We start from the raw sequence: 22982 nt of genomic DNA on the forward strand, positions 1-22982 counted from the left end.
CACCGGGCGCCCACCTGGGCGGACGGCCGGATCACCGGACCCCGGGCGAGGGCGGCGACGACCGGCGGGCGCCGTCGGGCCGGGGCGGCGGCGCGCGGGGGTGTGCGCTAGCTCACTCCGAGCGGAACACGGGGTTCCGCTCGGACCGCCCTACGAGGTCGGTTCCTCGGCGAGGCCGGGGCGGGCCCGGACCGGGCGAGGCAGCCGGACGGCCCGGCCCGGACCGGGCCATGTCAGGGGTACAGCCGGCAAAGACCAGGTCACTTCACCGGCAGGTGGTACGCGACCCGGTAGCGGTCCGCCGGGATGACCACGTCGGCGGTCTCGACCGGGCGGCCGGAGGCGAAGTAGGTGCGCTGGACGACCAGCACCACGTGGCCGGGGACCCCGCCGAGCAGGTGCAGTTCCTCGGCGAGGCCGGGGCGGGCGCCGACCTCCTCGGTGACGTTGTCCACGATGACATCGATGGCCCGCATCCGCTCGACCACGCCCATCCCGCCGAGCGGGCCCTCCTCGGGCAGCATCACGGGCGTGCGGCCGGTGACCGCGAGGGGCTCCCAGGAGGTGGAGAGCATCATCGGCTCGCCGGCCTCCCGGAAGACGTACCGGGTGCACATGACCCGGTCGCCGACCTGGATGGCGAGCCGCTCGGCGACGGCAGCGCCGGCCTCGGTCCGCTCGCTGCTGGACTCCCAGGTGCCGCGCACCGAGGTGTCGGCCTGCTCCTGCCGGAAGGGGGTGGCGCCGCCGGCCGGGCGGTATCCGGAGCGGGCCACCCGCCGGGGCACGGGCCGCTCGCGCACGTAGGTGCCCGAGCCGGAGCGGCCCTCGACCAGCCCCTCGGCCATCAGCACCTTGCGGGCCTCCAGCGCGACCGTGTCCGAGACGCCGTACTCCTCGCGGATGCGGGCCTGCGAGGGCAGCCGGGTGTGGGGCGGCAGCAAGCCGTCGACGATCTTCTTGCGGAGATCACCCGCGACACGCAGATACGCCGGCTGCTCACCGAAAGCCACTGGCCACTCCCCTCAGGTTGTACAGACAGCAACAGCCTGGCAACCGTGGGTTCAGCGGTGCAAGCAGAGGCCAGAGAATCACTCGATGTGATGACGTAGCGGCGGGCAGCCCTTTACGCAGGCACTTTTCCTCCCGTATAGGTGCCCTCGGTCCGCACCGGCTCACACCTGCATGCGGGTGCCGCTTCCCCCGTCGTCCCCCGCCGTGGGCGGGGTGGTGGACAACCCCAGGACCGACCGGACGATGACCGCGCGGACCGGATCGATCAGGTCCAGGCCGTTCTCGTAGTGCGCGGAGAAGGTGTCCGCGTCCCCGGCCCCGGCCGCCTTCGTCCATTCCGCGCGCGCCTTGTCCAGGCCGGCGGCGAGCGCCTCCACCGGCCCGGCGGCGTCGGCCGGCCAGGAGTGCGCGCGCAGCATCCGGGCCTGCTCGCCGAGCGCGGCCGCCACCCGGCCGGCCCACGCCTTGTGGCCCGGCAGGTCGTCCTCCACGTACTCCTCGCCGGGGGCGGTCTCCAGCGCCGCGTTGAGCACGTGCGCGGCCTTCAGGTAGGCGACCTGGTCGGCGTCCAGGTCGGTCTCGTCGTTGCGCAGCGAACCGGTGAGGTCGCCGCCCTCGTCGGTGTGGCCGAACACGCAGGTGACCTCGCGGTCCCCGGCGGCCCAGCTGTCCTCGGTCGGTGTCAGGAAGTACACCTCGACGTACGCCGGCACGGCCCAGCCGTCCATCGCGTAACCGTCCCGCAGGGCCTGGCAGCGCTCGTCGGCGGTGTCGGCGACCACGTCGTCCCCCGGGTACGGGCCGCCGCCCGGCAGCCGGAACGACGCGAAGGCCTCACCGTCGTGCGCGCCGGTGCACGGCACCGTGTCCACGTCGTAGGTCACACCGGTCAGCGCACCGCCCGGCGCGTTGAAGCACTGGCCTTCCGTCAGCGAGACGGTGGCGCCGTCGCGTGCGCCCTCTCTGATTCCGTGCCACAGGGCCGAGGCACCGCCCGTGGCGAACAGCAGCGCCCAGAGCAGCAGTCCCACCCCGGACAGCACCGCGCCGCCCACGGCCAGCCCGGTGCCGCGCTCGCCGCGCCGGCGGATCTGCCGCAGCCCGGTCAGTCCGAGCACCAGCCCCGCGCCGGGCAGGAAGCACAGCACCCCGAGCACCAGGGAGGCGATGGCGAGACCGTTGACCGGCGCCGGGGCGTTGTACGGGCGGTAGCCCTGGGTCCACGGCTGATACGCGGGCACCCCCGGGGGAACGCCCGGAGACCGGGGACGATCCGGCGGGCCGTACGGCCCCTGGGGCGGCGGAACGGACCCTTCTGGCTGGTGGGGGCCGGAAGGCGGGGGTATGGACACCGGTACCGTGCTCCTGGGTCGGGCGGCGGCAGCACAGGACCGGCGGCCGGCCGGCGGCTGGACTGACGTACGACTGGCCGCATGGTAAGCGGGGCCCGTACGGGGGCGGAACACGGCCCCGGACGGGCACGGGACGAGGGGGCCGGGTGGGAATGAGCAGGGCGGGCCGGGAGGGACACGAGTGAGCGGGGTGGCCGAGGAGACGGTCCGGCGGGTCAACGGACTGACGACCCGCTGGGCGCAGGCCCTGTCCGGGGGGACGGTGTTCTCGGCGCCGGGCGTGTGGCCCCTGCTGGCCTTCCTGGCCGACGGCGCCGCGGGCCCGGCGCGCGCGGAGCTGGCCGGCGCCCTGGGGGTACCGGCCGATCGGGCGGCCGGGGCCGCGCGGGAGTTGCTGGCGGGGCTCGCGTCGGTGTCCGGGCTGGACGCGGCGCTCGGCCTGTGGACGCACCACGGGCTGGCGCTGCGCGAGGAGTGGCGGGCCGGGCTGCCCGCCGGCGCCCACGGCCGGTTCGGGGACGACCTGGTCACCGCGCAGGAGCGGCTGGACGCGTGGGCGGCCGAGCGGACCGGCGGACTGGTCGAGCGGATGCCGGTGACACTGACCCGCGACTCCCGGATGGTGCTGGCGAGCGCGCTGGCGCTGCACACCCGGTGGCGCCAGCCGTTCACGGAAACGCCGTTCATGCCGGATGCCGGGCCCTGGCAGGGCCGTACCCTGCGCGGACTGCACCGGCGCAGCGTGCGACCGGACCGGGTGGGGGTCACGGGCACCCCGGACGGTTTCGTCACCGCGCTGACGGTGCCCGGGGACAACGGCGTCGACGTCCATCTCGTCCTCGGCGAGGAGCGGATGACACCGGGCCAGGTGCTGGCGGCCGGGGTCGGCATCGTGGAGCGGAGCCTGCCGCTGACCGCGGGCGGCGCCCTGCCGCACGGGCATGTCGGCCCCGGCCTGCATGTGGAGCAGGAGCCGGCCGTCACACCGGAGCCGAGGACGCTGGACGTGCGGACGGTGGCGTACGAGGTCCGCGCCGACCACGATCTGCTCGCCCTGTCCAACCTGTTCGGGCTCACCACGGCGCTGGACGCCAGGACCGGGCACTTCCCGGGGGTGAGCGACCGACCGCTGGCCGTCGGCGAGGCCCGGCAGTCGGCGGTGGCCCAGTTCGGCGCGCTGGGCTTCCGGGCGGCGGCGGTGACGGCGGTGACGATGACGCCGGGCGGCCTTCCGGAGTTCCGCTACGAGACCACGGTCGTCCGGGTCGCCTTCGACCGCCCGTTCGGCTTCCTCGCCGCCGACCGCGACTCCCGCCTGGTGCTGGCGGCGGGCTGGGTCACGGACCCGGCCCCGTACCCGGCGACGGGCCTGGGCCTGGACCTGGACCTGAGTCCGGGCCTGGATCCGGACCTGGACCTGGACCCGGATTCGGGCATTCCGCCGACTCTCTGAGTGCTACCGGAGGGCCGGTGCGCCGGGGCCCGGCGGGCGGGCCGGTACGCCGGAGAGCCCTGCGCGTGGGCCGGTACGCCGGAGCCCTGCGCGTGGGCCAGTACGCCGAAGCGCCCTGCGCGTGGGCCGGTAGGCCGGAGGACCGGAGGACCGGCTCGGACCACCGAGGAGCACACCCGCCGGAGGGGGACCGCCCCCGCCACCCCGAGAAGGCCACCCACGGAAGAGGGCACCCATCGGCCCCGCGCCCGCGCACCCCCGAGCATCCCGGCGCCCCACCCGCTCAACCCCTAAGGGACCTGCCAGGGACCGCTGGGGGACGGTCCGGATACCCGTACGCGCCCCGGACCGGGACCGTGGACACATGACCTCGGCACCCACCGCGTCCCGGCTGTCCCGACTGTGCTGCACCCTCGTCCCCCTCCTCCTGCTGTCGTACGGCGTGCTGCGCCTGATCGACGGCATGGACGGCCACCACGGCCCAGGACCGGCCTGGAACGCCGGCCACTTATGCTTCCTGGCCGCGTTCCTCCTGCTAGGTGCCTTGGTGTGGGAACTACGCGCCTTGGTCCCCGCCTCCACGGCCCGGAGGAGAACGGCAGCCGGCGCCGCGACGGCGGCGGGCTTGTTCGGCGCGGCCTGCTTCGTGTGGGTGATCCTGGGCGACCTGTTCCCCACCCTCTCCGACACGGCCCCACTCCCCGCCCCACTGGAGCTGGCAGGCCCCCTGGCCTTCGAAGGGGGCCTGCTCACCCTCATGATCTTGCTGGTGACCACCCGCCCCAGACGGCTCCCGGTCTGGAGCCCGGCGCTGGCGTTCATGTTCTTCCTCCTGATCACCATCAACCTCGACCTGCTCCCCCTGGCAGCCCTCGTCCTCATGACCGCCCTCACCCCACTGACCCGCCCCCACACCCTCCGACCGGCCCGGTGACCCCACCACAAGGGGGCCTGGACTTCCAAGGGCGGTTGAGCCCCTGATCGAGCAACTTCATGGCCGAATGGCACGGCAGTACGCGGCAAGAGCCCTGGACACGCGCGGCGCCCGGGCTCAGGCGATAGCCCGATGGGGACCCGCTGAGGTTCGAGCTCCGGCGCCGCGCCGAAGAATCGTCGGCCTCCGCCGTTCGCGGCGCCACAGGACCACCACTTGCATTACCCCGCGCATGCAATTATCGTCGTTGACAACAAAGCGCGTCTGCAATTACCTGGGGCGTGCGTCCGGCTCAGCGGAGCGCGGCAGTGCACCGAGTGCCCGCGGCCCCCTCGGCAGAGCCGGCAGCTCGCGAGGCGCCTGTCCACAGACGACACCTCACCCGGCCCGTGCCAGGGAAACCCCCGGCGCGGAGACACTGATCGAAAACTGATCGAAAAGGCACCACCATGTCGCTGAAGAACCTCCTCCCCGGCCGCCTCGGCTTCGGCACCGCCCCGCTGGGCAACATGTTCCGCGCGATCCCCGACGACGAGGCCCGCGCCACCGTCGAGGCCGCCTGGGACCAGGGCATCCGCTACTACGACACCGCCCCCTTCTACGGCGCCGGCCTCGCCGAGGAACGCCTGGGCCAGGTCCTGTCGACCAAGCCCCGCGACTCCTACGTGCTGTCCACCAAGGTCGGCCGCGTCATCCTCGACGAGATCGAGACCGACGTCCCCGACTTCGGCGAGAAGGGCGGCCTCTTCGAGCACGGCAACCCCAACAAGATCCTCCACGAGTGGACCGCCGAGGCCACCGAGCGCTCCATCGAGGGCAGCCTCAAGCGCCTGGGCATCGACCGGCTCGACATCGTCTGGGTGCACGACATCGCCCAGGACTTCCACGGCGACGCCTGGATCCAGAAGTTCGAGGAGGCTCGCACCGGAGCCTTCCGCGTCCTGTCCCGCCTGCGCGACGAGGGCGTCATCAAGGCGTGGGGCCTGGGCGTCAACAAGACCGAGCCCATCGAGCTGACCCTCGCCCTGGACGAGCCACGGCCCGACGGCTTCCTCCTCGCCGGCCGCTACACCCTCCTCGACCACGAGCACGCACTCCAGCGCCTGCTGCCCATGGCCCGGGAGCAGGGCGTCGAGATGGTCGTCGGCGGCCCCTACAGCTCCGGCATCCTCGCCGGCGGCAGCCACTTCGAGTACCAGCAGGCCCCGCCGGAGATCATCGAGAAGGTCTCCCGTCTGAAGGCCCTCGCCGAGAAGCACGGCATCAGCATCAAGGCCGCCGCCCTGCAGTTCTCCCTCGCCCACCCGGTGACCGCCGCGGTCATCCCGGGCGCCACCCGCCCGAGCCGGATCGCCGAGGACCTCTCCGCCCTGAACGAGAACATCCCGGCCGCCTTCTGGCACGACCTGCGCGCAGCCGGCCTGGTCAGCCCCGCCGCCCCGCTGCCCGACGCCGCCTGACCACGCACCCACCCCCCCCCCACGGCAAGACCCAGGAGCAAGACCATGGCTTCGACGTCCGTCAGCCGCACAGTCCCCGCCTCGCCCGAAAAGGTCTGGAGCCTCATAGGCGGCTTCGACGCACTGCCCGACTGGCTTCCCTACATCCCCGAGAGCACCGCGCTCGAAGGCGGCCGGGTACGCCGGCTGACGAACCCCGAGGGCGAGGTCATCATCGAGCGCCTCATGGCCTTCAACGAGGCCGAGCGCCACTACAGCTACGCCATCCTCCAGGCCCCGTTCCCCGTCAACGGCTACGTCTCCACCATCCGCGTCCACGCGGTCCCCGGCCGGGAGGACATCGCCGAGGTCCAGTGGTCCGGCCGCTTCAACCCGGACGGCGCCACCGAGGACGAGGTCGTCGACCTGTTCACCGGTATCTATCGCGACGGCCTCGACGCCCTCCACAAGGCCCTCGCCGCCTGACACCGGGGCCGCCACGGAGCCCAGCCACGCAGCCCGGCCACGCCCCACGCGTGCCCGGGCTGCGGCCCGTAGCCACACCGCAGCGAGCAGACGGAACGCGCTCCCACGAGCGCGCGCCAGGACGGACCCTCGGACCGCGTGCTCGCGCGGACAGCGCACCGCAGGCGACGCCTCGGCGCGGCATCGGTCCGCCGGGGCCGTCCTTCGCTCCGGTCCGCCCGCCCCCGTGCGGCCCCCGGAGAAGTCCCGGGCGGCCGGCGGCGCCGGCCGGAACCGGCTCCGGGCGTACCTCCACAGCCGGTCGGCGGGTACACGGCCGAGCGCGTACCGGCGCTGCGCCGCCCGTGCCCACCGGACCGTCTGATGGAGTCACGGCAGAAGGCCGTAAGGGTTATCGGGTGCGGAAGCGGCGGTAGAGGTTCCGGGCCACGTAGACCCCCGGACCGCCGAAGCCGACGATGTCGACACGTCCGTCACCGGTGATGTCGGCGAGGAACCGGGGGTGGCGGTCGACTCGCCAGGCGCCGGCGTCGTCGTTGTACCCGAACCCTCGGCACACCAGCTGGGCGTGCTCGAACCGGCCGTCGCCGCGGTTGTGCGACACCCAGACTCCCTCGTCACCGAAGCCGACGATGTCCGGGGTGCCGTCGCCGGTGACGTCGGCGAGGAAGCGGAGGTGCTTCTCGCTCGTCCATCCCTGGACGTGCCCGAAGTCGTTCAGGACGAGGCGGGCGGGCTCGAACGTGCCGTCACCGCGCCCGCGTGCGACGACGACGCCCTGCGGGCCGAAGCCGACGATGTCCGCCGCCCCGCCATCGGTGGTCGCGAGCAGGAAGCGGGGGTGCTCCTCGGCCGAGACCCATCCTTGGTCGACGCCGAAGTCGTCGAGGATGTACAAGGGCTCGGCGAACGTGCCGTCCTCGTCCTGGAGCGAGATCCACACACCGTCATCGTGACAGCCGACGATGTCGACACGTCCGTCACCGGTGGTGTCCACGAGGAAACGGGGATGCTTGTCGGCCAGCCAGCCACCCGCCTTCTCGCCGTGCCCGAACGCCCTGAGCACCGGTTGGCCGGCGAGCGGTGCGAACGTGCCGTCCTCGTCCTGGAGCGAGATCCACACACCGTCATCGTGACAGCCGACGATGTCGACACGTCCGTCACCGGTGGTGTCCACGAGGAAACGGGGATGCTTGTCGGCCAGCCAGCCGCCGGCCTGCTGGCCGTGCCCGAACGCCTTGAGCACCTGCTTGCCGCCGGCCGGCGCGAACGCTCCCGTCTGGTCCCGGGCGGACACCCGGACGCCATCGGAGGCGAGCACGACGACATCGGGCCTGCCGTCTCCCGTCATGTCCACGAGGGTCCACAAGTCCGCCGGGTTCGAGGAGGGCGCGGAGGGGTGCAGAACGCGCTCTTCGTCGTCGAAGGTACCGTCGCCCCTGCCGGACGAGGTCACAGCCCCCTTCCCGGGTTTGAGCCCGACGATGTCCGCCCGTCCTGTTCCGGAGGTGTCGGCGAGAAACCGCGCACCGAGCCCGGCCCACCAGCCCGTTCGCCCACCGGGCGAGGGACTGGGCCCGTCGCTGTTCCACCCGCCGGCGCCCTGGTCGCTCCCGAACCGTTCGAGGACCAGCAGCATGTCGCTGAAGGACGGCGTCGCGTCGGGTGCCGGCCGCAGCGCGGCCGAGCGGGCCAGCCGCCAGGACCGGCGGCCGTTCCAGTGGCTCAGGGGCGCCCAGCGCAGCACGGGATCGCTGGTCCGCTCGGGAGCGGACGTGACGAACCGCCACCGCTGGCTTTCCGAGTTGTCGTCGTACTCGCGCAGGACGACACGGGCTTCCTCCGCGCCGGGGTCGGCGAGGTCGAGAACGGTCCCGCCGGTGGCGGCCTCGATGAAGAACAGGCCCGCTTCGCCCACGACGGGGACGACGTGCCACTGCTGGCCCTTCCGTCCGGCGGTGGCGTCCCACTGGCGGACGCCGTGGTCCGCGGCGGCGGGGTTGTCGAAGACCTTGCCGTTGGCCGCGTTGCGGATCACGTAGGTCTGGTCCGCTTCTGCTTGCCCGCCCTGCACGGGCGTGAGCTGCCACTGTTCCGGGCGCGGGCCCTCGTCGGGGAAGTCGCGGACGACGAGCGCCCCGTCCGTGCTCGGCGCGGCCCTGGCACCGAGGGTTTTACCGGTGGCGGCGTTGACGATGTGAAGTTTCAGTTCTTCCGTGGGCACGGGCATCGTGATGCCTCTTCCAGGCGGTGGGGGCGTTGGCTCGGGACGGGTGCGGCGGGCTGGTGGCCGCGGATCACGTGAAGACGTGGTGGTACGGGACGTCCCACTCGTTGGGCAGCCGCGGGTAGAAGGTGTTGATCACCGTGCCGGTGAAGTCCCCGCCCCAGTTGTAGGTGACCCGTACCTCGCCGTTGGCCGTCACCGCGTGGTCCTTGAATCCGAGGATGGCGTCGGGGTGGGTGATCGGCACGAAGGTGATGCCGCCCCATGGCGTCACCGTGACGACCCAGAGCTGGGTGTCCTCGGGCGCGCCGTTCTTCCCGCGCCAGTTGTCCCCGACCTTGTCCGGCAGACCCACCTGAACGGTGTCGCACGTGCTCTTGGGCGCGTCCCGGTGGACGGTGATGCGCCTGCGCCGCGGCTTGGGCGTGCCGTCGTCGCCGCGCCCGGCGTCGGCCTGCCCCGCGGCAGGCGGCTTGGGCGTCACCTGACCCGCGGCGCTCTCGATGAAGTACAGCGGTCGCTGCCCGAAGAAGCCGGCGGGGGTGATGTGCCAGAGGTGGCCCTTCGCCTCCTTGGTGGCCGAATCGAGTGCGGTCGCCAACTGGACCCCCTTGTCGTGACTCTCCTCCTTCAGTTCGACGGGCCGCAGGTAGCCGCCGTTGAAGGCGTGGACCAGCATGACCGGCCGGTTCTCGACCAACGCCGCCACGATCGCGTTGTCATAACTGTTCACCGCGACCGGACCGCCGACCACCAGGTTCGTCATCGCCGTGCGTTCTTGGGTGTACATCGCGGAAACCTCACCTGTTCTGGAAGTGGAGAAAAAACGCGTCGGACACTCAGCGCCATGGCCTGCCACATGGAATTCCCGCCGGGCTTGGCAGCCTTCACCGGAAACGTGAAGGCTAAAATGAGTCAGGTCTCATCTACGGCAGACATCCGAGGTCGCGAGATTCCCGGACAGGGCGTCCGGATGCCGCCGACCGAGTGGCCGACCGAATCTCAAGTTACCGTATCGAGCGACGAGTTGAGTATCGCAATGGAACACTCATCACCCGATTGAGCGGGATAAGGGAAGACGCCGTACCGGTGAATCGAGCCCGTGCTAGCTTCGATTGTCAGACCGCGCGCAGATACCTGCTTCCATTTCACCCGGCATGGTTCGGCCGGAATCAGTCGAGGACGGGGAATGCCTTCCACCGCGTACATCCTGGAACGCGCCAAGCGCCAGCCGCTGACGAAGAAGAACCTGCGGGAACTCGATATCGAGCAGACCTGGCAGGTTGTCCTGAACCACCCCAATCTGGTCTATGTCGACAACAACGGCGTAAAACACAAACCCGTCGGGTTCTCGGTGAACAAGTCGAGCTTCGGCACATTCTCCGGGACCGCGTTCGAGCGGGGCTGGCTCGCCTACATGACTCTCGGGGAGCCGCTGATCGAGGAGCGGGGCGACATCGGCCAGCCCCCGCCCGACACGTTCTCCTCGCGTTCCTACGTCAACCGCAGCCAGTCCGACATGACCTTCACCGATTCGGTCGATTTCACCGTTTCGAACGGGGTCACGTGGTCGCTCCACGGGGACGCCAAGCTCACCTTCGGCGGCAGCATCGGTGCCTCGCTCCAGCTGCAGTTGCAGAACCAACTCCGGCTGGACCTCCAGTCCCAGCTCCAGGCGTCGTGCCAGAACGGGACGGCGAACAAGAACGCGAACACGGTGACCAACAAAAACAGCAAGGACAACATCGGGGTCGACAACGCCAACACCAGCGAGACGTCCGCGAGCAGCTCGGCGACGAACTCCTCGACGAACGGAATGACCAACTCGGTGGGGTTCACGACGTCGGGCAGCGCCACCGGCAACGCGTCGCTCAACGCATCGCTGGCTCTGGGCATCGCGGCCACCGTCGGGGGTTCCCTGACCACCAGCTGGGCCTCGAAGTCGCAGATCTCGGGCACGGTGCCGGCGAACTCCCGCGTGCAGACCCTCGTCACGCAGCGGCGCACCCGCAAGCAGTACACCTACGAGATCCCCGTGACCTTCTCCGGCCTGATCGCGGTGCAGTACGCCGTGCCGGTGGCGGTCCTGTCCCCTCCACAGCCCGGGAACTACCCCGGTCTCGACCAGGTGGTCGCCCGTGACATCGGCGACATCGATCTGGCACCCGGCGGCTTCCGCATGAAGGGACTGGCCGAGGTCGTCTCCGCTCTGGAGGTCGACCACACCATGCTCGACGTCGAAAGCCTGACCCTCAGGCAGCAGACGCCCTACAAGCAGCCCTGACCGCGAGGCACCACCGCCACGACGACGACCAGAGGTGACGACCATGGTGTTCGACAACATCTTCAACTCCGCGGGCAAGAGCGCCGGGCTCTTCTCCGTGACCACCGACAGCTCCAAACCACAGCCCGGTGCGGACATCGACTTCGAGGACGCCGACGACGGTACGTACGACGACACGAGCAGCAGCCTGTTCAACAACGCGATCCACGGGGCCTCCTCCCGTGCGAAGGTCGTACAGGAGACGTCGCCCGAAGCACGGGCCGTCCTGGGCTTCCTCGGCTCCTTCGTCCAGACCACCCAGGCGTCAGCCGACGCACAGGCCCGGTACAACCAGGATCCCGGCTCGGTCACCAAGGCAGCGTCCGCCGGAATGCAGGAAGCGAGCACGACGGTGAAGGAGCACGGCGACCTCCAGAAGGACGAGGACCTGGAGAGCAAGCCGAAGAAGAGCGACTACGCGAAGGCCCCCAAGACTCCCGAGACGCCCAAGGCCCCGGAAGCGCCCAAGGCGCCCAAGGCGGCTGCGGAGAAGCCGTCCCGGTCCGAGTAGAGACGGGCTTGTGAGAGGGGGGAGGAGGAAGCGGATCGCTCCTCCTCCCCCCTCTCGCGCGTCATACGGGAAGCAACTGCCACTGCCGGCCCCGGTGGTCACCCTCCGACCCGTGCTGCTTGACCGGTGTGCGGGCGTTGGTGTCGACCCTCAGCAGCAGACCGCTGTTGTGGTTGGCGATCTCGAACACCCGAGGTGTGTCGGTCGCGGAGCCGACCGGGATCAGCCGCCAGTGCTGGTGGTGTGCGTCGACGCCTTCATAGGCCCGTTGCGCGACCACCGCACCCGCCCTCTCCTGTGCGCCGGCGACCTCCAGGACCTTGCCGCTGCGCACGTTCTCGATCCGGTACAGCACCGCACCGTCGTGCTGGCCCGTCGGGATCAGCCGCCACCGCTGGTGATCCCTCGGGACGGCCAGGACCTGGTGGACCTCGGCCCCGTCCTTGGTCGACTCCTGGTGGACCCCCATCCGCAGCCTGCTGCGGACATTGGCCCAGGAGACGACCGTGCCCGCATCCGGCAGCCCGGCCAACTTCACCGACGCGACCTTCCGGACCCGGTGATTGTTGTAGTCGGCGATGTAGAGCGCGTCGACGCAGTCCACCGCCACACCCAGAGGGTTGTTCAACTGGGCCGAAGCGGCCGGGCCGCCGTCACCACCGAACCCCGCGGTACCAGTGCCCGCGACCGTACTGATCGTGCCGTCGAGCGCGACCTTCCGGACCCGGTGATTGCCGTACTCGGCGATATAGAGGGCGCCGGCACTGTCCACCGCCACACCCAGAGGGTTGTTCAACTGGGCCGAAGCGGCCGGGCCGCCGTCACCACCGAACCCCGCGGTACCAGTGCCCGCGACCGTACTGATCGTGCCGTCGGCCGCGACCTTCCGGACCCGGTGATTGCCGTACTCGGCGATATAGAGCTCGCCCTCGCCGCCCACCACCACTCCGTACGGAAGGTTCAGCCGGGCGGCGGTCGCGGGACCGCCGTCGCCGCCGAACCCCGCGGTTCCGTTCCCCGCGACCGTACTGATCTTCCCATCGGGCGTGACCTTCCGGACCCGATGGTTGTGGTACTCGGTGATGTAGAGGACTCCGGCGCTGTCCACCGCTACGGCCAGGGGGAGGTTCAGCCGGGCGGCGGTCGCGGGACCGCCGTCGCCGCCGAACCCCGCGGTTCCGTTCCCCGCGACCGTACTGATCTTCCCATCGGGCGTGACCTTCCGGACCCGATGGTTGGTGCCGTCGGCGATGTAGAGGGTGCCCGTGCTGTCCACGGCCACCCCGCGCGGGCAGTTCAGCTGGGCGGCGGTCGCGGGGCCGCCGTCGCCGCTGAAACCCGCGGTTCCGTTCCCCGCGACCGTGCCGATCTTCCCGTCGGTGGTGATCTTCCGGATCCGGTGGTTGTTGTAATCGGAGAAGTACAAGGTTCCCGTACCGTCCACCGCGACCCCGTACGGGCGGTGCAACTGAGCGGAAACGGCGGCCTCGCCGTCTCCCTTGAACCCCGCGACTCCGGTCCCCGCGACCGTACTGATCGGCGGCACGGAATTCTCGTCGTTCGTGGCTGCGGGGGCAGTGCTCATCGTTCATCCCTTCACCGACCGCCCACTACAGGCGGCTCTCAATTGGGTCCGAACCTCACATAAGTGCTGGGCCGCAAGATGGTGTGAAGCACGTGGACAAGGCACCACAGCCAACTGTGGCTCCTTGAGCAGGCCGCCCCCCTTGCCGCACTACAGGGCATTCAAGAGAGCAGGGCGGCAATGGCCACGGTCGGTCGGCCGGGGCGTGAAGCGGCCGGGAGACCGTCAGGACCGATCACCGGGCACAGTGCCGCGTCGCGGCACCCGGTGACCGAATAAACGCACCACACCTGACGAATCAATGCGGCCTCTAGTACAGGCACAGCGCGTCGAGCCACCAGGTTCGCTGCCGCCCGCGGACGCGGAGGCGATCTGTTGCACCCCGATGGGCAGGACCGTCATAAGCTTCCCCGTTCTCGGAGTCCCGTGCGGGTGACGAAAACCTGGCAGCGGCGAGTCCACCAACCGTGAGGTGGTCCCGGACTGCCCTGAGAGCTTCCGTCACCCGTTCGTGTCACTCACACCACCCTTCAGGGTGATTTCCGCACTCGGCCCCGAGTGCCGCGCCTCAGTACCTGGCCAGTGCGGCGAGAATGGCCGGTTCTCTTCGAAAACCGCCCCCGTCAGCCAGGTCGGCTCGGGAGCGCCTTCGGCACCGGCCCGGTCGATCCCCGCGGAGGTGAGCTGGTAGCCGAGCGTGTGGCGGGCGGTGATCGGCCCCCCTCTCTGTGGCCAGGAAGTGCTCTGGAGGAGTCGAGGATCAGCCGCACGATCTCGGCGGGCTTGCCCGTCTTGGCGGACAGAGCCAGGGCCTCGGGGCCGGGGTGACGTCGGCAGGTCGACGTACCGCTTCTCCGCGACGAAAACGGCCTTGCCGGCGACGACGATGTCACCATCACGCAGTTCGGTGCCGGTGCGACGCCCCGCCGTGCGCTCTCCGGCAGGGCCACGGCGGTACCGCGGTCCAGGTGTCCAGACAGACACAGGCACTGCGCACAGTGAAGACGTCGACGAGGCCGGGCAGCAGCCGCCCCTCTCGGTGCGCCGTCCGCTGATTGGGGGAGGAACCGCGCGCCTCCGTGCCGGTTGCGCCGCGGACAGTGATCTTGGGTCGAGGTCGCTCGCTTTTGGTGGCTGCACCGGCGGCGCGGCAGTGCCCTGACACCCCGCCGTCGCCCGTCCTCGATACGCGTCCGCACCGGCGGGCCGCGGTGCCCCGACCACGATGCTGAAGGAGCTGTGATGCCCGGCACCACCGACCGACGCGCCACCGTTGTGGTGGCAGGCGCAGACCGCTGGTCGGCGCAGGACCTGGCCGAACGGATCGAGCGATATTTCGCCGATGCCTACGAGGTGCTGAGCGCGGCTACACGTGGTGAGGCCGAGCAGGTACTGGAGGGCGCTGCGTCGGCCGGACGGCGTGTCGCGGCCGTGGTGGCGGCGGAGGACCTGTCCGACGGATCGGGCTCGGACCTGCTGCAGGAGACCGGCGCTGTGCCGCCGGCCGGACGCCTGCTGCTGTCCGACAGCGGTGCCCGGGCCGGCGGTGAGGGCCTGGACGGCATCCAGGTGCTGCCTGCCCGTCCGGACGAGGACGAGCTGTGGCCGCGGCTGGAACGGATGCTCTACGACACGACCCCTGAAGGGGAGCGAAGGGTCGTGGTCCAGGGGGACCGCAGGGCCGCCGCTGTGTACCGGGTGGTGCGCTTCCTGCTGCTCAACCACGTCACGTTCACGGTGGAGGGCACGCCGACGGCGGAGGTGGAGGTCGCCGTGGAGATCGACGGCCAGTGGCTGCTGAATCCGCATCTGATCACACTGGCCAAGGCGCTGGACCTGACGCGGTACAGCGGAGGAAGTGACTTCGACGTGGTCGTGGTCGGCGGCGGGCCCGCGGGACTGACTGCGGCGATCAATCACGCCGGCCTGTTCGGCCACAAGGTCCTCATCATCGAGAACGAGGCACCGGGGGGTGCGGCCGGCACCGCGGTCAACGTCATCGACAACCACTTCGGTTTCCCCCGCGGCATCGTGGCAGGTGAGCTGGCCCAGCGAGGGTTGCAGCAGGCCCTGCTCAAGAAGGTGCAGTGGTTGCCCGCGGCCCGGGCGCAGGAACTGTCGACGCTGGAGGAGCGCGCCGCGGGTGACGGACAGCCGCCGCTGAGGCGACTGCAGCTGACGGCGCGCACTGATGACGGTCAGAAGGTCGAGGTGAACGCTGCTGCCGTGGTGGTGGCCTGCGGAGCGGCCGCCCGCCGTCAGGGCGGCAAGCACGAGACCGACTACGAGAACCAGGGCGTGTACTACATGGCCCTGCCGGCAGACGCCGAGCAGGTCTCCGAAGGCGACCAGATCGTTGTCGTCGGCGCCGGTGACACCGCGGGCCGTGCCGCGCTGATGTTCGCGGCGAAGGCCGCCAAGGTCACCTTGCTCGTCCGCAGGACCCTGGAGGACTCCACGATGCTGCCCAGTCTGGTCAGGGCCATCAAGGAGTCGGCCATCCGCGTGCGCTCGAACACCGAGATCACCGAGTACCTGGGGACCGAGGGGCGCCTCACCGCGGTGCGGGTGAAAACGGGGAAGGGCACGGACACGCTGCCGGTGAACGCCGTCTACGTGCTGATCGGCGCCGACCCGGACACCTCATGGCTCGAGGGCGTCGGAGTGGAGCTGAAGAAGAGGTACGTGGTCACGGGCACCGATGTCTCCGGCACGGTCAGGCCCGCGTACGCCACCAGCGTGCCGGGGGTCTTCGCCGCTGGAGACGTGCGGTACCGCGGCGTGCGCCGTATCGCGATGGCCGCGGGTGAAGGAGCGGCGGCCGCGCTCGCCGTCCACAACTACTTCACCGGCCGCCCGGAAGTGCTACGGGCCGACGGCGGCACCGCCAACGCGGCGCTGGGCGCCTACTACGCCTGACGCTGAAAAGGCGCGCTGATCACGCCCGAACGGTGGATTCACCGACAAGGTCCCCGCTGCCGTAGAGCGGAATGACAGCGTCTATGCAAGCCTCGTACCGAGGCCCTTCTCCGATCCCCAGTGGGTCGGCGGGCGGCATCGGATGTGGTCAATCGCAAAGCGGAGGGTGATCCTCGTATGCGACGTGCTCGGACGATCCGACAACGCGGGGGGTGGCCGCAGTCGGCGGCGAGACGCGCTGGGATTACGGGAAGCCCTCAGTGGTTCATCGGTGGGCGCCGCGATGCTTGCTTGCCCTAGTTATCCAGCTTGAACTCGGATTCCGAGCTGATTCTCTTTGCTAGTGGCAGGGGCGGCCTTCGACAGCCATTCAATCACCATCCGTTCTGACGGCTGGCCGGATCTGCCATCGGGCTGTTCTGCCCATAACCGGGGTGAGGTCACCCCCAGACGCGACAAGGGGCATCAATGGTGTCTTACGACGGTACGGACCCGGTGATCTTTCCAGCCGGTGCCGCGACGCAGACCAGCGCCGCAGAGGCTGCGCAAGGCGAGTGGGATGCCGTTGTCGTCGGTGGCGGCATGGCAGGTTCCATCGTCGCCGAGCAGTTGGGCCAGGCGGGCTACAAGGTGGTGATTCTCGAAGCCGGCCCCGGCAAGGATTTGGACCTCGCCGAGTACGAGTCGTACCTGTCGCGGTTCTACGGCGCGGTCGTCAAGGACAACCAGTCTCCGTACCCGTTCAATCCGAATGCCCGGATGCCCAGGAGCACCGACACGATGCCGGTGCGTCCGGAAACACCCCGGGACGACTTCTACCTCGTGCAAGAGGACAAGTACTGCACGGACACCACCTTCACCCGGGTCCTCGGCGGCACCTCCATGCATTGGGAGGGCAAAGCGCTGCGCATGCTTCCCGAGGACTTCGACCTGCGGACCAAGTACGGCCAGGGCCTGAACTGGCCGCTCAGCTACGACGACCTGGAACCCTACTACCGCAAGGCCGAGGCCGAACTGGGCGTAGCCGCCGAAGTCGAGGACCAGACGTACCTGGGAATGCATTTCCCGAAGGGATACGTGTTCCCGATGCACCGCATGCCGCCGTCCTATCTCGACCAGGTGGTCGCCCGGGGGGTGGACGGCATGCGGGTCACCCTGGCGGACGACGATTACACGCTCCAGGTGCGGAGCTTTCCGCAGGCCCGTAACGGCGTGCCGAACGCCGCGTACGACGGCGGCAAGGGCTTCGTGCCGGTCGGCGCGGTGAGCACGAGCCAGGTGGAAGAGGGCGAGCGCTGTCAGGGCAACACCAACTGCGTCCCGATCTGCCCGGTGCAGGCCAAATATCACTCGGGAAAGACGCTGGCCAAGGCGCTCAGCAAGGGCAACGTCAAGATCGTGACGCAAGCCGTCGCGTCCAAGGTCGAGATCAGCGAGCATGACCGACGGGTGACCGGGATCACCGTCAAGAAATACGAGTCGCTCAACTCCGAGAAGTACGAGGAGTACACGGTGAAGGGCACCGTCTACATCCTCTGCGCGCACGCCATCGAGAACGCCCGGCTCATGCTGGCCTCCGACATGCAGCGTATGAGCCGAAGCAAGCTGATCGGCTGCAACCTGATGGACCACGCGTACCTGCTGACCTGGGGCCTGCTGCCCGAGCCGGCCGGCACGATGCGAGGCACAACCTGCACGGGCGGGATCACCGACCTGCGCGGCGGGCGATTCCGCGCGACCCAGGCCGGATTCGGCGTGGACATCCACAACGACGGCTGGGGGTGGGCGACCGGCTCGCCCTACACGGACCTGGTCGAACTCGTGGACAAGCGGGGCCTGCGCGGGCGGGAGTTGCGCAGGACGCTCGGGAACCGGATCTCCCGGCAGCTTCTGCTGGCCTTCATGATCGACCTGCTGCCCGACAGGAGCAACACGGTCACCGTGGACGAGCGATACAAGGATGCCCTCGGCAACTTGAAGCCGGTCGTGTCGTTCAAGATCCCGCCCTACACCATGCGGGGCGCCGCGTTCGCCCGCAAGCTCGCGACCGACATCTTCGAGAAGCTCGGCGCCGAGGACAGGACCACGTACGACAAGAACAGCTACAGCGCCGTCGAGCACGACGGCCAGTGGTACAACATCGTGGGCGGCAACCACCTGGCGGGCACGCACATCATGGGGACCGACCCGGCGAACTCCGTGGTCGACCACACCCAGCACTCGTGGGACCACGAGAACCTCTACCTTGTCGGGCCCGGCAGCATGCCCTCGATCGGGACGTCCAACATCAGCCTGACCATGGCGGCGCTCGCCTTCCGCAGTGCGGCCCACATCGTCAAGCACCTGCGTGCCGCGAAAGCGCCGGTCGCCGTCCGCGGCTAGACAGCTCGCAGATCGGCGGGTTGAACGCGACACCGCCCACCCTCCACCGCCCACGATTGGGGGACCATGTCCGTTTCAGAATCAGAGCCCGCTCCGGACCCCAAGATCAAGACCATCGAGGAGCTGTACGACTACCTCTACAAAGGGCTCCAGTTGGAGCATGCGACGCTCCCGCCCTACCTGACCGCGCTCTACTCGCTGCGTCCGGAGACAAACTCGGATGCCCGGCATGTCATCAGGGTCGTGGCCGTCGAGGAGATGCTGCACCTCACCCTGGTCGCGAACGTCCTGAACGCAGTGGGCGGGAAACCGGACCTCACCAAGCCGGGATTCGTGCCGAATTACCCGACGCGCCTGCCATGTGGTCCCGATTACTTCGATGTCCATCTCCGGCCGTTCTCGCGCGAGGCTCTCGACACGTTCCTGAAGATCGAGAAGCCCCCGGAGGCGGCTACCGAGGAAGACAGGTTCGTACCGATGGACTGGGCGGCCCTTGGACTGTCGTCCAACGGCGCGCCGCCGCCACCGGAGAAACTAGCGGAACTCGAGGAGTCCGGGACAATCTTCGGCCTCGTCCCCGGAGAACCCACCAAGCGTTTCTCGAGCATCGGTGAGTTCTACGAGGAGATCATCCGGGGCATCAACCACCTGGAGGACCAGGCCCGCCAGGCAGGGACGACGATTTTCACCGGCGATCCCGCTCGCCAGGTGACTCCCGAGTACTTCTATTCCGGTGGCGGCGATGTGATCGAGGTGACCGGCCGCGACACCGCGGTCGCGGCGCTGACCCTCGTCGCGGAGCAGGGCGAAGGGCTGCACGGCGGCATCTACGACAGCCAGGACGAACTCGCCCACTACTACCGGTTCCAGCAACTGGAAAAGGGGAGGTACTACCAGAAGGGCGACAAGCCGGGCGAGCCTTCCGGCCCGGTTCTGCACGTCGACTGGGGTGCCGTCTATCCGGTGAAGCCGGACATCAAGCTGGCGGACCTCGCGAGAGATCCGGAAATCCTGGCGGCGGCCAAGGAATTCAACCAGTTCTACGCCACCTTCCTGACCAACGTCAATCTGGCCTACAACGGTCAGCCCGACCTTCTGCTCAAGGCGGTCTGGGAGATGTTCCGCGTGCGCGACAGCATGAACCGACTCATCCGCAACCCGCTCACAGGGCATCCGGGGGCGAACGCCGGCCCGACATTCGAGCTCTAAGACCGTCGAAGGAGGCGGGGTCATGACGCAAAGCACGGCCGCAGAAGACAAGTTGCGCGATTTCGTGAAGTTCTCTGCCGCGGTGACCGGGTTCAGCGAGTTCGATCTATGGGGAACTGGTCAGGCGGAGGCGTACTACAAGACGGTGGTGAATCAAGTAGGGCCGGATGCGATCGAGAAGGCCATGGCTTCCGGTCCCTCTGTTGTCCCCGCCGATCCAGTGGTGGGAAGCATCATCAAGCTCTGGTATGTCGGTGTCTGGTACGGCCCGGAACTGGCGGGACGCATGGACGTGGCGGCCTGGACTGCGCCCGGGAAAAGCGGATCGAAGCCCGCCGTCCCGGATGACAGCCGGCCCGAGGGCGGCAGGGCCTGGCAGGCCATGTCCGGACAACACCAGGCCGGCGAAGATCGCGCACACGGCGCAGACGAACGCAAACCCCTGTTCGTCGTCTCCCCCGACGCCTACACAGAGGGGCTGTTGTGGCGGGCCATCGGCGCCCACCCGTCCGGCGCGAAGGCGCCGGGCTACGGATCGTGGGTCAACCCGCCCGTATTCGAGGACTGACAAGAGGAGGGAGTGTCATGACCAGCATTGTCCCCGACCTGAGTCCCGACAAGGTGTCACTCGGCGTAACGCCGACCCTGTGGTGGAACGACGACTTTCCGCTGATCGACATCGGCATCCCGTTCGAGCAATGCGTGAGCGAGATGGCGCTCGCGGGGTTCCAGGGCTGTAGCATCGGTCACAAGTACCCGGCCGACCCCGCCGTACTGAAGAAGGCACTCGACCTGCGCGGCCTGAAGGTGTCCGAGCCCTGGGTGAGCACCTACTTCACCATCGGCGAAAAGGGTCGGACCGTCGAAAACTTCAAGAGGCAGCTGGAGTTCCTCGAAAAAGTGGGCGGCAAGGACATCGTGGTCGCGGAATTCGGGCGGTCGTCGCACCTGCAGCCCATCCCGGTTTTCAAGCACCGCCCCGAGTTCACCGACGAAGAATGGGGTCTCCTCACCGCCGGGCTCAACGAAATCGGTAAGCTGGCCGCAGACAAGGGGATGCGGCTCTGTTACCACCATCACATGGGCACTGGCGTGCAGACGGCCGAGCACGTCGACAGGTTGATGGCGGGCACCAACCCGGACCACGTGCATCTGCTGCTCGACACCGGGCATCTCCGGTTCGCGGGCGACGACCCGCTCACGACCGCGAAAAAACACAAGCAGCGGATCAAGCACGTTCATCTCAAGAACGTCCGCCAGCCCATGGTCGACAAGGTGAAGAGCGACCACCTGTCCTTCCAGGAGGGAATCCTGGAAGGCGTCTTCACCGTGCCCGGAGATCCAGAAGGTGCGATCGACTTCAAGCCCATCCTCTCGACGCTGGGGGAAGCCGGCTACGAGGGATGGCTGGTCGTCGAGGCCGAACAGAATCCGGCGACGGCACACCCGCTGACGTACGCCAAGATGGCCCGCGGTCACCTCACCGAAGTCCTGGGATGGTGACGATGAAGGCACGCGACATCTACCTCAGCTTCTTCATGTTCACCGTCAACCTGCACCCGGATGACCCCCGGTACACCGAGGTCATCGTCAGGCACATGAGGAAACTGCGGGACATCGGATACACGGGCTTCGACATGCCCGTTTTCCCGAACGGGACGGGCGACCCCCAAGCAGACGTGCCCCGCTACGAACGGCTCAGGAAGGCTCTCGACGCAGCCGGCTTGGAGGACGTGGGCCTGACCACCAACGTGGCCACGACGCCGGCCTACAACCCCACATCGCTGAACGCCGGGGAACGCGAGGCAGCCCTGGCCTACCTCAAGTCCAGGGTGGACATCACAGCGGCCCTGCGCGGCACCATCATGGCGGGCCCCGTCCTCTTCCCCTACAACGTGTTTCCCACCCTCAACGGCGAACCGCTGTGGAGTGACGCCCTGCAGGACTGGCTGCAGCCCCGGTACCGCATCGCGCAGCCGCTCTTCGAGCAGCTCGGCGAGTACGCGGCGGAGAAGGGCGTCCAGGTCGCCATCGAACCCGTCGACCACTGGGAGACACCGGCCCCGAACATGGTGCGCGACGTGCTCGACTTCCTCGCCGACGCGCGCAGTCCGCACATCGGCGTGTGCGTGGACAGCTCCCACGTCGTCCTCGGCAGCAGCGGTCCGGAGGCGTACCGCCGCGACATCCGGGATGCCGCCGACCAGCGGCGCCTGCACTACGTACAGGTGTCCCCGCCGGACCGCGGCGAGGTCGCGGACAGTTGGATCCCCTGGCGCACGTTCCTCGATCCCATCCTGCCCGTGTACGACGGACCGCTGCTCATCGAAGTCTTCAACGCCATCCCGGCGTTCCTCAATTCCTTGCGGCTGACAAGGCGGAAGTTCTGGATCCCCATGGAGGACGATCCGGTTCCGGACGTACCGAGCGCCTACGAGGTCGCCGAGGCGGGGATCAAGAAACTGCGTTCGGAGCTGGCCACCCTGCACGCGTGATAATCCGGACTGCTCATCGGCCAAGGCGCCATGAACAGCAGTCGCCTGCGCGGCGTCGCTTCTGAGCACCATCCCAGCACCATGCAGCTCAGGCGTCCTCGCTTCTGTGCACATGACGAGCGGAGGGCTGGTGTACGGCCGCGCTGGCCGAGGATGATGCCGGCTGCCGCGGCGATGAGGTCGGTGAAGGTCTCCTCCTGCCGTTTGCCGCCGTGCTCCGTCACCCGGAGGGGTGCCACGCCTGCCGCGCCGATGGAGACGACGGTGGCGCCGCGGCGGTCAGCCCGGCCGTCGGAGTCGGCGATGACCACAGCGACCGTGGGACCGGAGTAGGTATTCAGGGCGTCGCGCAGGGAGCGGGCGGAAGCGTCGGGGTCTGCGGGCAGCAGCCAGGCGCCTTCGGTGCCGGCCCGGTCGATCCCGGCGGAGGTGAGCTGGTAACCGAGCGTGTGGCGGGCGATGATCGGCTGCCTGTCATGACAAGGGACGCCCTCGCCGACGGAGCCGGGCCAGCAGCCCTTCCTTGACCGAGGGCTTTGCCACCGCGTGATCGCCCGCAGTGCTTCAGACGCCCCGAAGACCCATCGTCCATGCACTGACGCTCCACCAGGACATTGTTGTTGGGATACTACAGTTTCTCGCTTTTACATCAG

The 22982-nt window shown here is 69.1% G+C and carries 18 protein-coding genes; 12 read left to right on the forward strand and 6 right to left on the reverse strand.

The features are described 5' to 3' along the window. Positions 1-260: 260 nt before the first annotated feature. Both Srubr_RS26280 and Srubr_RS26285 read right to left on the reverse strand, forming a co-directional pair. On the reverse strand, positions 261-1013 hold the full coding sequence (locus tag Srubr_RS26280; protein ID WP_189997419.1) for a GntR family transcriptional regulator: 753 nt from the start codon (positions 1011-1013) through the stop codon (positions 261-263). Between the two features lie 162 nt (positions 1014-1175). Further along, the gene (locus tag Srubr_RS26285) at positions 1176-2255 is read right to left on the reverse strand and encodes a DUF4190 domain-containing protein (RefSeq protein WP_229926821.1); all 1080 of its coding nucleotides are present in this window, start codon (positions 2253-2255) and stop codon (positions 1176-1178) included. Between the two features lie 292 nt (positions 2256-2547). On the opposite strand from Srubr_RS26285, the gene Srubr_RS26290 reads away from it, so the two are divergent. From Srubr_RS26290 to Srubr_RS26305, 4 genes are all read left to right on the forward strand, one after another. Then, complete coding sequence (locus Srubr_RS26290; protein ID WP_373313585.1) at positions 2548-3819, forward strand: serpin family protein; 1272 nt, start codon at positions 2548-2550, stop codon at positions 3817-3819. A gap of 364 nt (positions 3820-4183) precedes the next feature. Then, complete coding sequence (locus tag Srubr_RS26295; protein WP_189997421.1) at positions 4184-4753, forward strand: hypothetical protein; 570 nt, start codon at positions 4184-4186, stop codon at positions 4751-4753. A 449-nt stretch (positions 4754-5202) separates the two neighbouring features. Beyond that, positions 5203-6213 (forward strand): aldo/keto reductase, encoded by a 1011-nt coding sequence (locus tag Srubr_RS26300; protein ID WP_189997422.1) that lies wholly within the window; start codon positions 5203-5205, stop codon positions 6211-6213. Positions 6214-6258: 45 nt separating this feature from the next. Next, positions 6259-6678, forward strand: coding sequence for an SRPBCC family protein (locus Srubr_RS26305; RefSeq protein ID WP_189997423.1), 420 nt, complete (start codon positions 6259-6261; stop codon positions 6676-6678). 391 nt (positions 6679-7069) lie between these two features. Here Srubr_RS26305 and Srubr_RS26310 read toward each other — a convergent pair whose 3' ends face one another. After that, positions 7070-8908, reverse strand: coding sequence for an FG-GAP-like repeat-containing protein (locus Srubr_RS26310; protein WP_189997424.1), 1839 nt, complete (start codon positions 8906-8908; stop codon positions 7070-7072). Between the two features lie 67 nt (positions 8909-8975). After that, entirely contained in the window at positions 8976-9695 is a 720-nt protein-coding gene (locus Srubr_RS26315) for a hypothetical protein (RefSeq protein WP_189997425.1), read from the reverse strand. A gap of 399 nt (positions 9696-10094) precedes the next feature. Between Srubr_RS26315 and Srubr_RS26320 the strand changes: the two genes are divergently transcribed. Both Srubr_RS26320 and Srubr_RS26325 read left to right on the forward strand, forming a co-directional pair. Next, a complete protein-coding gene (locus Srubr_RS26320; protein WP_189997426.1) occupies positions 10095-11189 on the forward strand; it encodes a hypothetical protein in 1095 nt (364 codons plus the stop codon). Between the two features lie 43 nt (positions 11190-11232). After that, on the forward strand, positions 11233-11739 hold the full coding sequence (locus tag Srubr_RS26325) for a hypothetical protein (RefSeq protein ID WP_189997427.1): 507 nt from the start codon (positions 11233-11235) through the stop codon (positions 11737-11739). Positions 11740-11800: 61 nt separating this feature from the next. Here the strand turns inward: Srubr_RS26325 and Srubr_RS26330 are convergent, their stop codons facing one another. Continuing rightward, the gene (locus Srubr_RS26330) at positions 11801-13324 is read right to left on the reverse strand and encodes an NHL domain-containing protein (RefSeq protein WP_189997428.1); all 1524 of its coding nucleotides are present in this window, start codon (positions 13322-13324) and stop codon (positions 11801-11803) included. Positions 13325-14566: 1242 nt separating this feature from the next. On the opposite strand from Srubr_RS26330, the gene Srubr_RS26335 reads away from it, so the two are divergent. The 6 genes from Srubr_RS26335 to Srubr_RS26360 all read left to right on the forward strand — a co-directional run bounded on the left by Srubr_RS26335 (position 14567) and on the right by Srubr_RS26360 (position 22329). Then, positions 14567-16243 (forward strand): NAD(P)/FAD-dependent oxidoreductase, encoded by a 1677-nt coding sequence (locus Srubr_RS26335; protein WP_189997429.1) that lies wholly within the window; start codon positions 14567-14569, stop codon positions 16241-16243. 468 nt (positions 16244-16711) lie between these two features. After that, positions 16712-18625: a GMC family oxidoreductase gene (locus Srubr_RS26340; RefSeq protein ID WP_203855057.1), complete on the forward strand. Its 1914-nt coding sequence runs from the start codon at positions 16712-16714 to the stop codon at positions 18623-18625. A gap of 66 nt (positions 18626-18691) precedes the next feature. Further along, positions 18692-19834: a ferritin-like domain-containing protein gene (locus Srubr_RS26345; protein ID WP_189997430.1), complete on the forward strand. Its 1143-nt coding sequence runs from the start codon at positions 18692-18694 to the stop codon at positions 19832-19834. Between the two features lie 22 nt (positions 19835-19856). Beyond that, complete coding sequence (locus Srubr_RS26350) at positions 19857-20402, forward strand: hypothetical protein (RefSeq protein WP_189997431.1); 546 nt, start codon at positions 19857-19859, stop codon at positions 20400-20402. 17 nt (positions 20403-20419) lie between these two features. Beyond that, the gene (gene iolE, locus Srubr_RS26355) at positions 20420-21337 is read left to right on the forward strand and encodes a myo-inosose-2 dehydratase (protein ID WP_189997432.1); all 918 of its coding nucleotides are present in this window, start codon (positions 20420-20422) and stop codon (positions 21335-21337) included. Between the two features lie 2 nt (positions 21338-21339). Continuing rightward, positions 21340-22329, forward strand: a complete 990-nt coding sequence (locus Srubr_RS26360) for a sugar phosphate isomerase/epimerase family protein (RefSeq protein WP_203855058.1) — start codon at positions 21340-21342, stop codon at positions 22327-22329. On the opposite strand, the gene Srubr_RS41015 is transcribed toward Srubr_RS26360, so the two are convergent. Continuing rightward, entirely contained in the window at positions 22266-22925 is a 660-nt protein-coding gene (locus Srubr_RS41015) for a coenzyme F420-0:L-glutamate ligase (RefSeq protein WP_229926822.1), read from the reverse strand. The genes Srubr_RS26360 and Srubr_RS41015 overlap by 64 nt on opposite strands. Between the last annotated feature and the right edge of the window lie 57 nt (positions 22926-22982).

Source organism: Streptomyces rubradiris, from assembly GCF_016860525.1.
GTDB lineage: Bacteria > Actinomycetota > Actinomycetes > Streptomycetales > Streptomycetaceae > Streptomyces > Streptomyces rubradiris.